General features: G+C 55.4%; 10 protein-coding genes. 1 reads left to right on the top strand and 9 read right to left on the bottom strand.

Annotated features, from left to right (window positions below; translation table 11 throughout):
• Positions 1-202: 202 nt before the first annotated feature.
• The 3 genes from actP to acs form a co-directional block, all read right to left on the bottom strand.
• Positions 203-1,852 (bottom strand): cation acetate symporter, encoded by a 1,650-nt coding sequence (gene actP, locus ACMYSN_RS13140; protein ID WP_462495148.1) that lies wholly within the window; start codon positions 1,850-1,852, stop codon positions 203-205.
• A complete protein-coding gene (locus ACMYSN_RS13135; RefSeq protein ID WP_434586755.1) occupies positions 1,849-2,163 on the bottom strand; it encodes a DUF485 domain-containing protein in 315 nt (104 codons plus the stop codon). The genes actP and ACMYSN_RS13135 overlap by 4 nt, the downstream gene beginning before the upstream one ends.
• 181 nt (positions 2,164-2,344) lie before the next feature.
• On the bottom strand, positions 2,345-4,303 hold the full coding sequence (gene acs / locus ACMYSN_RS13130) for an acetate--CoA ligase (RefSeq protein ID WP_123757778.1): 1,959 nt from the start codon (positions 4,301-4,303) through the stop codon (positions 2,345-2,347).
• Between the two features lie 411 nt (positions 4,304-4,714).
• Here acs and gltP point away from each other — a divergent pair, with 411 nt between their 5' ends.
• Positions 4,715-6,028 carry a glutamate/aspartate:proton symporter GltP gene (gene gltP / locus ACMYSN_RS13125; RefSeq protein WP_123757779.1) on the top strand — a complete coding sequence of 438 codons (1,314 nt, stop codon included), beginning with the start codon at positions 4,715-4,717 and terminating at the stop codon, positions 6,026-6,028.
• A gap of 36 nt (positions 6,029-6,064) precedes the next feature.
• Here the strand turns inward: gltP and ACMYSN_RS13120 are convergent, their stop codons facing one another.
• The 6 genes from ACMYSN_RS13120 to alsA form a co-directional block, all read right to left on the bottom strand.
• A complete protein-coding gene (locus ACMYSN_RS13120) occupies positions 6,065-6,748 on the bottom strand; it encodes a tetratricopeptide repeat protein (protein WP_462495147.1) in 684 nt (227 codons plus the stop codon).
• A gap of 160 nt (positions 6,749-6,908) precedes the next feature.
• Positions 6,909-9,056: a formate dehydrogenase subunit alpha gene (gene fdhF / locus ACMYSN_RS13115; RefSeq protein ID WP_462495146.1), complete on the bottom strand. Its 2,148-nt coding sequence runs from the start codon at positions 9,054-9,056 to the stop codon at positions 6,909-6,911.
• 262 nt (positions 9,057-9,318) lie between these two features.
• Positions 9,319-10,230 carry an allose kinase gene (alsK, locus tag ACMYSN_RS13110; protein WP_462495145.1) on the bottom strand — a complete coding sequence of 304 codons (912 nt, stop codon included), beginning with the start codon at positions 10,228-10,230 and terminating at the stop codon, positions 9,319-9,321.
• Complete coding sequence (alsE, locus tag ACMYSN_RS13105) at positions 10,214-10,909, bottom strand: ribulose-phosphate 3-epimerase (protein ID WP_462498255.1); 696 nt, start codon at positions 10,907-10,909, stop codon at positions 10,214-10,216. Before alsE ends, alsK begins: the two co-directional genes overlap by 17 nt.
• Positions 10,910-10,919: 10 nt before the next feature.
• Positions 10,920-11,900, bottom strand: coding sequence for an ABC transporter permease (gene alsC, locus ACMYSN_RS13100; RefSeq protein WP_462495144.1), 981 nt, complete (start codon positions 11,898-11,900; stop codon positions 10,920-10,922).
• Complete coding sequence (alsA, locus tag ACMYSN_RS13095; protein ID WP_462495143.1) at positions 11,879-13,411, bottom strand: D-allose ABC transporter ATP-binding protein AlsA; 1,533 nt, start codon at positions 13,409-13,411, stop codon at positions 11,879-11,881. Before alsA ends, alsC begins: the two co-directional genes overlap by 22 nt.
• Between the last annotated feature and the right edge of the window lie 32 nt (positions 13,412-13,443).

The raw sequence follows: 13,443 nt of genomic DNA, 5'->3' as shown, positions 1-13,443 counted from the left end.
AAAACTGTGGCGGGTGTTGTCTGCAATTGGCGTGGAGGGAAAACCGGGGATGGGCGTGAAAAGCGGAAAAGCGTGATAGCCTTCGCGAATCGCAGATAAAGCTTGTGATGCGCGTTGGCTTTTTTCATTTAAATGACGTGATAAACATCACCTGAAGCGGAAAAAAATGTGATCCCCGGCCATGCGGCCGGGGAGGGTCAGACTAGTGCGCCTGGCCGCGTTCGATGCCGATGCCGGTCTGCGAACGGATAAACTGCGCGCGGAACTGCTCGCGCTCGCGCATCCCTTCGGCAGAGTTGTCGGTGGCAGAGAAGAACCAGATACCCACGAAGGCAATGGCGATAGAGAACAGCGCCGGATATTCATACGGGAATATCGCCTTTTCATGCCCGAGGATCTGCACCCAAATTGTCGGGCCGAGGATCATCAGGATAACCGCCGTCAACAGCCCCAGCCAGCCGCCGATCATCGCGCCGCGAGTGGTGAGTTTCGACCAGTACATCGACAGCAGAATGATCGGGAAGTTACAGCTGGCTGCAATCGAGAAGGCCAGACCCACCATGAAGGCGATGTTCTGGTTTTCGAACAGAATCCCCAGCAGGATCGCCACCACCCCCAGCAACAGCACGGTGATTTTTGACACCCGCAGTTCGTCACGCTCGCTGGCACCTTTGCGGAAGACGTTGGCGTACAGGTCGTGAGAGACCGCCGACGCGCCTGCCAGGGTTAAGCCCGCGACCACCGCCAGAATCGTGGCGAAGGCGACGGCGGAAATAAAGCCGAGGAACAGGTTACCGCCCACCGCGTCAGCCAGGTGGACCGCTGCCATGTTATTGCCGCCAATCAGCACGCCCGCCGAGTCTTTGAACGCCGGGTTTGCCCCGACCAGCATGATCGCGCCGAAGCCGATGATAAAGGTCAGAATATAGAAATAGCCCATAAAGCCGGTGGCGTAGAACACGCTTTTCCGTGCCTCACGCGCATCGCTCACGGTGAAGAAGCGCATCAGAATATGCGGCAGGCCGGCGGTACCAAACATCAGACCAAGGCCAAGAGACAGCGCGGATATCGGGTCTTTCACTAGTCCGCCAGGGCTCATAATGGCCGCCCCTTTCGGGTGAACCGCCATGGCTTCGCTGAACAGATTATTGAAGCTGAAACCGACGTGTTTCATGACCATAAAGGCCATAAAGCTGGCGCCGCACAGCAGCAGAACCGCTTTGATAATCTGCACCCATGTCGTGGCAAGCATGCCGCCGAACAGGACGTAGAGCACCATCAGCACGCCGACCAGCACCACCGCCACGTGATAGTTCAGACCGAACAGCAGCTGAATCAGCTTGCCCGCACCGACCATCTGCGCAATCAGATACAGCGCCACCACCACCAGCGAGCCGCAGGCGGAAAGGGTACGAATCGGCCCCTGTTTCAGGCGATACGAGGCGACGTCGGCGAAGGTGTAGCGCCCGAGGTTACGCAGACGCTCGGCAATCAGGAACAGAATAATCGGCCAGCCAACCAGGAAGCCAAGGGAATAAATCAGCCCGTCGTAGCCGGAGGTGTAGACCAGTGCAGAAATACCGAGGAAGGAGGCCGCCGACATAAAGTCGCCGGCAATCGCCAGCCCGTTCTGGAAACCGGTGATATTACCGCCCGCAGTGTAATAGTCGTTGCGCGAGCGTACCCGTTTTGACGCCCAGTAAGTGATATACAGCGTGAGGGCGACAAAAATCAGGAACATTATAATCGCCTGCCAGTTTGTCGGCTGGCGCTGCACCGCACCGGAAATAGCGTCAGCGGCGCTCACGGAAAAAGGGAGTGTGGCGGCAATCGCCGTCAAAACTTTTTTCATGATGCGTGCACCTCGTTAATCACACTTTTCGTCAGGCGATCAAACTCACCGTTTGCCCGCCAGACATAGATCCCGGTCAGTACAAAAGAGATAACGATAACGCCGATGCCAATGGGGATGCCTCGGGTTACGCTGGTTCCGGCATGCAGCGGTGTGCCGAGCCAGCCCGGGGCGAAGGCGATGAGCAAAATAAAACCCACGTAGATAACCAACATAATCAGTGACAAGATGGCGGCAAACCTTTGCCGGGTAGCAACTAACTCCCTGAAATGCGCACTATCTTCTATCCGCTGACAAATTTGTTCATTCATTACAGCGTCTCCAGAGGTATCCCTTTTGTCATCCACGCGCCATTCATTGGCAGCACTTATCCGCCCGGCAGCGTGCTGTCGGGAAGAGGAGGGCTTGCGCTGTCCTGCTACGTGGAATCCTTAGGGGCTATTATTTATGTCCTCTCCCCTGAAGGGGAGAGGGTGTAGGGAATGCGTTGGTTTATGACGGCATGGCAATGGCCTGCTTCTCTTCGAGCAGTTTTTCCACTACGCCCGGATCCGCCAGGGTTGAGGTATCGCCGAGGTTGCTGGTATCGCCCGCGGCAATTTTGCGCAGAATACGGCGCATGATTTTACCGGAGCGGGTTTTCGGTAATGAGTCGGTCCAGTGCAGCACATCCGGCGTGGCCAGCGGACCAATCTCTTTACGTACCCAATTGCGCACTTCGGCATACAGTTCCGGCGTCGGCTCTTCACCGTGATTCAGCGTCACGTAAGCGTAAATCGCCTGGCCTTTAATGTTATGCGGAATGCCGACCACTGCCGCTTCGGCAATTTTCGGGTGCGAAACCAGCGCCGATTCGATTTCCGCGGTGCCCAGGCGGTGGCCGGAGACGTTCAGCACGTCATCCACGCGTCCGGTGATCCAGAAATAACCGTCTTCATCACGACGCGCGCCATCGCCGCTGAAATACATATTCTTGAAGGTGGAGAAGTAGGTCTGTTCAAAGCGCTCGTGGTCGCCAAACAGCGTGCGCGCCTGACCCGGCCAGGAGTCGGCGATCGCCAGATTGCCTTCCGTTGCGCCTTCCAGCGGGGTGCCTTCGTTATCGACCAGCACCGGCTGCACGCCGAAGAAAGGCCGCGTGGCGGAACCGGCTTTCAGCTCGATAGCCCCCGGCAGTGGCGTAATCATGAAGCCGCCGGTTTCGGTTTGCCACCAGGTGTCCATCACCGGGCATTTTTCGTTGCCGATCTTCTTCCAGTACCACTCCCAGGCTTCCGGGTTAATCGGCTCGCCGACGGAGCCCAGAATGCGCAGGGAAGAGCGGTCAGTGCCTTCGATAGCCTTATCACCTTCCGCCATCAGCGCGCGGATCGCCGTTGGCGCGGTGTAGAGAATATTGACCTTATGCTTATCGACCACCTGGCACATGCGCGCCGGGGTCGGCCAGTTTGGCACGCCTTCGAACATCAGCGTGGTGGCGCCGCAGGCCAGCGGGCCGTACAGCAGATAGCTGTGACCGGTGACCCAGCCCACATCGGCGGTGCACCAGTAGATCTCGCCAGGATGGTAGTCGAAGACGTATTTAAAGGTGGTGGCCGCATAGACCAGATAGCCGCCGGTGGTGTGCAGCACCCCTTTCGGCTTGCCGGTAGAACCGGAAGTATAGAGGATGAACAGCGGATCTTCGGCATTCATCTCGGCCGGCTGATGCTGGTCGCTGGCTTTTTCCAGCAGGTCGCTCCACCACAGGTCGCGATTTTCCTGCCAGTCGATTTTGCCGCCGGTGCGTTTGAGGACCACCACGTGTTCGATGGTGGTGACGTTCGGGTTTTTCAGCGCGTCATCGACGTTTTTCTTCAGCGGGATGGCACGACCGGCACGCAGGCCTTCGTCAGCGGTGATCACCAGGCGAGAGCTGGAGTCGATGATGCGCCCGGCAACCGCTTCTGGGGAGAAGCCACCGAAGATCACCGAATGGATAGCACCGATACGGGCGCAGGCCAGCATGGCCACGGCTGCTTCTGGCACCATTGGCATATAGATGGCGACAACATCGCCTTTTTTAATCCCAAGATTAAGCAGGACGTTAGCAAAACGGCACACGTCGCGATGCAGTTCGCGATAGGTAATGTGCTTGCTTTGGCTGGCGTCGTCGCCCTCCCAGATAATCGCGGTCTGGTCGCCGCGTTCGGCGAGGTGGCGATCGAGGCAGTTCGCTGCGAGGTTCAGGGTGCCGTCTTCATACCATTTGATAGAGACGTTACCGGGCGCGAACGAGGTGTTCTTCACGCGGGTGTAGGGCTGCATCCAGTCAAGGATTTTGCCCTGCTCACCCCAGAAACTCTCGGGGTCAGTAATCGATTGTTGATAGTTTGCCTTGTACTGTTCCGGGTTAATCAGGCAGCTGTCCGCAATGTTAGCGGGAATAGAGTGTTTATGTATTTGGCTCATGGCTTTTTTTCTCCTTTAGATTGTTAAATATATGTCAAGTAAACGTTAATTGTAGGGGCTTTAGCGGCTTTGTTTGCTATTTGGGGGGCAGATCACGCATTAATTCAACTGAATGAAAATCAATCAAATGAAACTTTGAAGTGGAATAATTTCGGAGATGTATTTATAGAAATTGAATTTATGAAATTTTTTTTATAACAAATACTTATGCAATATAAGTGGGGAAAGTTCGTGAATTTATGCACAAAACCAGCGGAAAGCCCTGTTCTTAAACGCTTGCGTAGCATGCCGTGCAAATGATACTGATACCGCGCGTTAAAAAACCCCATAAAGCAACGCAACACAATTCATACCCCTTTCAGTGGGCGTCATTACCTCTGGGAATGCTGCCTTTCATTGAGGAAGTCTGTAGTGAAGAAAAAAACAAACGTCAGTCTGGCCTGGCAAATTTTGCTGGCCCTGGTGCTGGGTATCCTATTGGGTAGCTACCTGCACTATCACGCCGAAAGTCGCGAATGGATCATTTCGAACTTCCTGACGCCGGCGGGCGATATCTTTATCCATCTGATCAAGATGATCGTCGTACCGATTGTTATTTCGACGCTGATCGTCGGGATTGCGGGCGTGGGCGATGCCAAGCAACTGGGCCGCATCGGCGCCAAAACCATTATCTATTTTGAAGTGATCACCACGGTGGCGATTGTGCTGGGGATTACCCTGGCGAACGTATTCCAGCCGGGAAGCGGCATTGATATGTCGCAGCTGGCGGCGGTGGATATTTCAAAATATCAGAGCACCACGGCGGAAGTACAAAACCATGCTCATGGTCTGATGGGGACGATCCTGTCTCTGGTGCCGACCAATATCGTCGCCTCCATGGCGAAAGGCGAAATGCTGCCGATTATCTTCTTCTCGGTGCTGTTCGGGCTGGGGCTCTCTTCGCTGCCAGCGACGCATCGCGAACCGCTGGTCACCGTTTTCCGTTCCATCTCCGAAACCATGTTTAAAGTGACCCACATGGTGATGCGCTATGCGCCGGTCGGGGTGTTTGCGCTGATCTCGGTCACCGTGGCGACCTTTGGTTTCGCCTCGCTGTGGCCGTTGGCGAAGCTGGTGATTCTGGTGTACTTCGCGATCCTGTTCTTCGCGCTGGTGGTGCTGGGGACCGTGGCGCGGTTATGCGGGCTGAGCATCTGGATCCTGATCCGCATCCTGAAAGATGAGCTGATTCTGGCGTACTCAACCGCCAGTTCTGAAAGCGTGCTGCCGCGAATTATTGAGAAGATGGAGGCCTATGGCGCCCCGGCTTCGATTACCAGCTTCGTGGTACCGACCGGTTACTCCTTTAACCTCGATGGCTCGACGCTGTATCAGAGCATCGCAGCGATCTTCATCGCACAGCTGTACGGGATTGACCTCTCTTTGTGGCAGGAAATTACCCTGGTGCTGACGCTGATGGTGACTTCGAAAGGGATTGCTGGCGTGCCGGGCGTCTCCTTCGTGGTGCTGTTGGCGACGCTGGGTAGCGTGGGGATCCCGCTGGAAGGCCTGGCCTTTATTGCCGGCGTTGACCGTATCCTCGATATGGCGCGTACCGCACTGAACGTGGTGGGTAATGCTCTGGCGGTGCTGGTGATTGCCCGTTGGGAACACAAGTTTGACCGTAAAAAAGCGCTGGCGTATGAACGCGAGGTGCTGGGCAAATTTGATAAGACGGCCCAATAACATAACAGGCCCGGTGCCATCGCTCCGGGCCTGTTCTTATCCTTTGCTTATTCTGTCGAACTCTTCACAACCGGTATCAAATCCTTCCTGACAGCTGACGTTCAGCCAGTGCAGCGCTTTCTGGTGATTCGGCTCGATGAACCCTTTTTCTCCTTGCAGGAACATCATCCCGGCCCAGTATTCGGCATACCCGGTGCGCGACAGCGAGGAGCTGCGTTTAAAATAGTCCGTCGCCATCGCATCATCTTCCGCCGCCTGCACGCCGCTGGCGTAAATTAATCCCAGCAGCATCTGGGCATCAACGGCAGAGTCACTTTCCGGGTCCTGCGCGGCATCCTGCAGCAGCGAGATCGCGTGGGAGTAATCCGTCTGGCCGGCCTGATGGTTGACCAGCACCCGGGCAAGGACGATCTCTCCGGCCTTACTGCCGGTCTGTACCGATTTCTCGGCCAGCTGCCGGGCCAGTTTGTAATCGGCCTGCTGCGGATTGCGTATTTTTAACTGAGCCAGCAGCGCCAGGGCGTCACCGTCGCCGTTATCGGCCGACTTTTGCGCCCAGTATTCAGCCTGCGGATAATCGCCGAAACTGACATAGGTATCAGCAAGATAGTATTGCGCACGCGGATCGCCAGCTTCCGCCTGCTGTTTGTACTGGCTTCCGGGTTCCATGGCGCCAGCGGTGAGTGAAAATAATGCCAGAAGTAAATAGAGGTATTTCATTTTTTATTATCAGTCAGGGACACAGCGAGCAGTATAAAGGGAGGCGAAAAAGAAGAAAATGGCAGCAACTGGCAGGTTTGGTGAAACCCGGGGGGGCGCTAACGCGCCTTGCCCGGGTTACGGGTCGTGCAGTCCGGCCGCCTCCGGGGAGGCGGCTTTGTTAACCCATGGCGCTTTCGCGCAGGCGGGCTTTTAGCTTGCTGTACTCGTCAATGACATACTGCTCGGCGGCGCGTTGGTCGGCGATGCGCTCAACGTTCACGGCGCAGTACTTGTACTCCGGCGTTTTGGTAATCGGGCTCAGGTTCTCGGTCACCAGCTCGTTACAGGCGCCAATCCACCACTGGTAGGTCATATAGACCGCCCCTTTATTCGGCCGGTCGCTGACCTGGGCACGGGTAATGATCCGCCCTTTGCGCGAATTGACCCACACCAGCGCTTCATCTTCAATCCCCAGACGCGCGGCGTCGGCGGTGTTGATTTGCGCATAGCCCGGTTCATCCGCCAGCGCGGCCAGCGCCGCACAGTTGCCGGTCATCGAACGACACGAATAGTGGCCTACTTCACGCACCGTTGAGAGCACCATCGGGTACTCGTCGGTCAGCTTGTCAATCGGCGCAACCCAGTCGCAGGTATAGAACTGTGCCAGACCGTTCGGGGTATCAAACTTCTCTTTAAACAGATAAGAGGTCCCCTGATCGGCATCGGACTCGTCGCGACACGGCCACATGATGTAGCCCAGCTCGCCCATTTTCTCGTAGGTGGCACCGTAGAAATCCGGGCACAGATGCCGCAACTCGTCCCAGATCTCCTGGGTGTTGTTGTAGTGCATCGGGTAGCCCATCCGGGTGGCGATTTCACTGATGATCTGCCAGTCGGTTTTCAGGTCCCACTTCGGCTCTACCGCTTTAAAGAAGCGCTGGAAGCCACGGTCGGCGGCGGTATAGACGCCTTCATGCTCGCCCCACGACGTTGACGGTAAAATCACATCCGCCGCCGACGCGGTTTTGGTCATAAAGATGTCCTGGACGATAACCAGTTCCAGCTCTTCAAACGCTTTACGCACGGCGGACAGCTCGGCGTCGGTCTGGAGCGGATCTTCCCCCATGATGTAAGCCGCCCGCACTTCGCCATGTGCCGCGCGGTGCGGCAGCTCGCTGATGCGGTAGCCGGTGTGTTCCGGCAGGCTGTCGACGCCCCAGGCTCTGGCGAACTTCTCGCGGTTTTCCGGGAACTTCACATACTGGTAGCCCGGATAGGTATCCGGCAGCGCGCCCATATCGCAGGCACCCTGGACGTTGTTCTGCCCGCGCACCGGATTGACGCCGACGCTCGGTTTACCGAGGTTGCCGGTCATGATCGCCAGGCTGGTCAGCGAGCGGACGGTTTCCACCCCCTGATAGAACTGGGTGACGCCCATGCCCCACAGGATCGCGGCGGATTTGGCGCTGGCGTACATCCGGGCGCATTCGCGGATTTGCTGCGCGCTGACGCCGGTGATCGCTTCCACCGACTCCGGCGTGTAGCCTTCGACGATTTTGCGATACTCCTCGAAGCCCTCAGAACGGCTGGCCACGAAGGATTTATCGTAGAGATCTTCCTCGATGATGACATGCCCGATGGCGTTGAGCAGCGCGATGTTCGAGCCGTTTTTCAACGCGATGTGCATATCGGCAATGCGCGCGGTTTCAATTTTGCGCGGATCGCAGACGATAATTTTCGCCCCATTGCGTTTGGCGTTAATCACGTGATTCGCCACGATGGGGTGTGAATCTGCCGGGTTGTACCCGAAGATAAACACGAGATCGGTGTTATCAATCTCTGTGATGGCATTACTCATGGCGCCATTACCGACCGACTGGTGCAGACCTGCAACCGAAGGGCCGTGTCAGACGCGCGCGCAACAGTCGACGTTATTGGTACCAATAACGGCGCGTGCGAATTTTTGCATCACATAGTTGGTTTCATTGCCGGTGCCGCGGGATGAGCCGGTGGTCTGGATAGCATCCGGGCCGTACTTGGCTTTAATCTCGCTGAGGCGGGTGGCGACGTAGTCGAGGGCCTCTTCCCAGGAGACGGATTCCAGTTTGCCGCCACGCTGACGGCGGATCATCGGGGTTTTCAGACGCGGGGTGAGGATCTGGGTATCGTTAATAAAGTCCCAGCCATAGTAGCCTTTCAGGCACAGGGTTCCCTGATTGGTTTTCCCCTGTGCCGCCTCAGCCCGGACGATTTTGCCGTTATCGACCACCAGGTTGATTTTGCAACCTGATGCGCAATACGGGCAAACCGTGACGACTTTTTTCATCGGTCTTGCTCCAGTTAATCAATGGGCGCATACGCGCTATCTCGCCCTCAATATGCATCTTCTATGCCATGTTTTCATTGTGTGTATTCACTGATAATACGTCGATTTTTTGGTCTGAATGCTGACGAAAAGCAGGCAATCGTCAGTTTTGACGTGTCGAAGTGGAGGGATGTGACGTGGGTAAGAGGTGTAACAGGTGCGCAGCACCGCCTCCGGGGATTCAGGCTCGGAGGCGTTACTGCACTTATCGGTGTAACCGGCTCTAGGTTAAGTAACGGCTACGTGCTAGCGTTGCTGCGCCCTGAGCGCCGTTAAATGCTGAGGACGAGGCGCTAACAAAGCGTACGACCTGGTACGGCAGCGGACGGCGAATGTAGGTTTTAACCATGGCGATTAGCGCGTCGCGCGGGAAGGCGGGCATATCCATCACGCCGCCGCCGAGGATCACCGCATCCGGGTCAAACAGGTTGACGCTGGTGGCGATAGCGCGGGCTGCGTGGTTTAGCATCGCCTGCACAAACGGCTCCTGTGCGGCGTGGACAAACAGCTCGCCTAGCTCATACGTGCGCGGCTGTTGTTCATACCAGCGCTTTAACGCGATACCGGAACAGACGGTTTCCAGGCACCCAGGGTTGCCGCAGGCGCAGGTGAGAGCGCCATCCCCTTGAGGAATATGCCCCAACTCGCCCGCAACGCCGTGCGCACCGGTCCACGGCCCGCCGTTCAGCCAGACGGCGAAGCCCATGCCGGTGCCGAGATAGGCCGCCAGTACCTCCTGATCCTCGAGATCGTTTTCCTGCACGTCAAAAGAGAGCTGTAGATTTACATCGCGAGAAAACTCAACCGGGCAGTCAAGCGCCGCTTCCAGCCGGTCAGCCAGGTTATACAGGTCGTCAGCGGCCAGAGGCAGGTTAGGCGTTGAGATAATCGTCCGTTTGTCTTTTGCCACCAGTGCCGGGAACCCCATCACCAGCCCGCTACAATGGGCTGCATGATGGCTAAGATGCTGCTGCAACAGATTTTTAATGCCGTTGACCAGGCCATCAGAGTTTATCACGTCAGCAGTACGCAGCTTTTCGCAGTGCAGCGCTTCGCCCTGCGATGTTTGCAGGCAAAAACGGATATGGGTCGCCCCCATATCCACCCCCGCGACGACGTTACGCTGTTTTTGCATGAGGCAGTACCTCGTTTTTCGCCGCCAGGATCTGCTGTTCCATGATTTGCCACGCGTCATCAATCTGGTCGGCATGGTTAAAGAGACCGGAAGTGCCGACGATAAAGACATCCGCGCCCGCCGCCATCAGCTTTTCATAGGTGGCTTTGTTGCAGGAACCGTCGATTTCAATTTCGTAGCTCAGACCGTCGCGCTCGCGCCAGGCTTTCAGTTCTGCAATTTTTTCCAGCATCTCCGGGATAAACGGCTGTCCGGCGAAGCCCGGATCGACGGTCATCACCGTGATTTTGTCGGCTTTATGAATGTAGTACTTCATAGCCTCAACCGGCGTTTCCGGATTCAGGATCAGCCCGACCTTCATGCCGTGGCGGTGAATCTCCTCAATCAGGCGGAAGGCCTGGCCGTTGATGGTTTCCGGGTGCAGGGTGATAAAGTCCGCGCCTGCCTGCGCCAGTTGGCTAATGTAATCCTGCGGACGAGTGACCATCAGATGGCAGTCCAGTGGCTTACTGGCCAGCTTTTTCACCTGGCTGACGAAATACGGTGACAGAGTGAGGTTCGGCACAAAGTGACCGTCCATGATGTCGATGTGAAAATAGTCTGCATGCCGGTCGATAAACTCGATCTGTTCTTTAAATTTCAGAAGGTCCATACACATTAACGAGGGAGCAATTTTCATCATAAATTCCTTACTTACTGATAAGACGGTCGAGGGCGACAGCCGCGATAATTAATCCACCCATCACCACCAGTTGGTAGTAGGTTTGTACCTGCAGAATATTCAATCCATTGTTGATGGTGCCGATGATCAGACCACCTATCACCACTGAGAAAATACGTCCCTTACCACCGAAGAAGCTGGTACCGCCGATAATGGCACTGGCAATGGCGTATGTTTCAAAGCCCATCCCGGCCAGTGGTTCCGCCGCTCCCAGTCGCGCAGTGGAGACCACGCCAGCCAACCCGGCACAGACGCCAGAGATGATAAAGACCAGCAGCATGTGGAACTTGACGTCGATACCGGAGTAGAAGGCTGCGTTTTTGTTACCACCAAGGGCATAGATGTTGCGACCCAGTCGCGTACGGGTAGTCAGGAACCACAGGATCACCGCCACAATCAGTGAGAAGATAACCGGAACCGGGATCCCAAGCGGCGTAGCGGCAAAGAAGTTAACGAAGTCAAATGAGAAGCCGTACACCGAGTTGGCATCAGAGATAACCAGCGTAATACCGCGGAAAATAGCGTTAGTGCCGAGCGTAATAATGAACGGATGCAGGCCGGTCCAGTTGACCAGACAGCCGTTGATAGCACCCAGCGCGCCGCCTACCAGCACGCCGCCGATCAGCGCGGCGAGGAACGGATCGACGCCCGCGAGCATCAACTTAGCGGTGACCATCCCGGAGAGTGCGAGAATCGCCCCGACCGACAGGTCGATCCCGGCGACGAGGATCGCGAAGAACTCGCCCATGCCGATCAGGACGGTGACGGAACTCTGAACGAAGATCTGCGTAATGTTGTTGGTCGTCAGGAAGTACTCTGACGATAGGGTGCCGAAAATCGCTACGATAATGGCGAGGATAAAAAAGGTGCCGTATTTATCCCAGAACAACGCGAAGTTAAACGGCTTTTTCTCACCGGTTTCGCCTTTTACTCTTGAGGCAGTGCCCATACCATAATCTCCTCTTCGATCATGTCGTCACGATTGGTCAGAATTTGCGTCATTTGCCCTTCGCAGAACACGGCGATGCGGTCGCAGACGGCGATAATTTCAGGAAGTTCAGACGACACCATCAAAATGACCTTTCCGTTATCGGCCAGTTGGCGCATCACTTTATAAATTTCGGCTTTCGCCCCAACGTCGATACCGCGCGTGGGCTCATCAAAAATAATGACGTCAGGGTTGCAACATAACCATTTAGAAATCAGTACCTTTTGCTGGTTTCCACCGGAAAGTTCGGTAATGTTCTGATCGACGGAATGGCACTTCAGGGCCAACAGCTTGCGTTGTTCTTCCGCCGTTTTGCGTTCTTCTCCTTCATGAAACAACCCCATTGCACCTTTATAACCACCACGTTTTAGGCTCTGACTCACTGCCATGTTCTGTGCGATAGTGAAATTACCGAAGAAACCATTCTCACGGCGGCTTTCCGTGATGTAGCCCATGCCTTTCTTTAAGGCATCCAGCGGTGAGCGAGGAGAAATCTCCTTGCCGTTGAGGTGAATTTCGCCGCTGCTGCGCTTATCGACGCCGAACAGGCAGTCCATTAATTCGGTACGTCCGGAACCAACCAGTCCGGCAAAACCGAGAATTTCGCCGCGATTAACGCTAAAGGAGATATCCCGGACCTTTTTCTTGTCATGGCTGGTGACGTTTTTCACTTCGAACACCGTCTCGCGAGCGATATTGCCGGTGCTCTCTTTCATGGCATTGAAGCGGTTTTGCAGCTCGCGACCGACCATCAGGCGCACGATGTCGTCATTGTTAACCTCGCTGACCATCCCGCTGCATACGCTACTGCCGTCTTTCATCACCGTGTAGCGGTCGCATATGCGGCGGATTTCCGCCAGCTTGTGCGAGATATACACGATAGCGGTGCCCTCTTTACGCAGCTGGTTCATGATCAGGAACAGATAATCCACCTCTTTATTAGTCAGCGAGGAGGTGGGTTCATCCATGATCAGCACTTTGGCGTCCAGCATCAGCGTCTTGGCAATCTCCAGCATCTGCTTATGGCTGATAGAGAGATTCGCCACCTTTTCTTCTAAATCGACCTTCAGCCCGACGCGTAGCAGCATCATTGCCGCCCGTACGCGCATCTCTTTCCAGTCGATAACGTTGACGCCGCAGACTTTTTTTGTCAGGTGCCGACCAATATATAAATTCTCCAGCACCGTTAATTCATCAATAACGCTGAGTTCCTGATAAATAATACCGATACCAAGCTGGGCCGCTAATTTATGGTCAAGTTTGTCGTAGTTGACGTTATTAATGGTAATGGTTCCTTTGGTCGGTTCATGTATTCCAGACAGAACTTTCATCAGCGTTGATTTACCGGCACCATTCTCCCCTAATAACGCATGTATTTCGTGGGGGTAAACAGCTAAATCAACCGATTTTAATGCGTGAACCGGACCAAAGGATTTGCCGATCCCCGCCATTGAAATATATGGCGTGAGCATAGAGATTCCTTATGTTTTCACCCCCACCCTGT

Origin of the sequence: Klebsiella sp. R445, assembly GCF_051131755.1 — a bacterium.
In the GTDB taxonomy this organism is placed as follows: domain Bacteria; phylum Pseudomonadota; class Gammaproteobacteria; order Enterobacterales; family Enterobacteriaceae; genus Klebsiella; species Klebsiella lignicola.
This window is presented reverse-complemented; position numbering and strand designations above follow the sequence as displayed.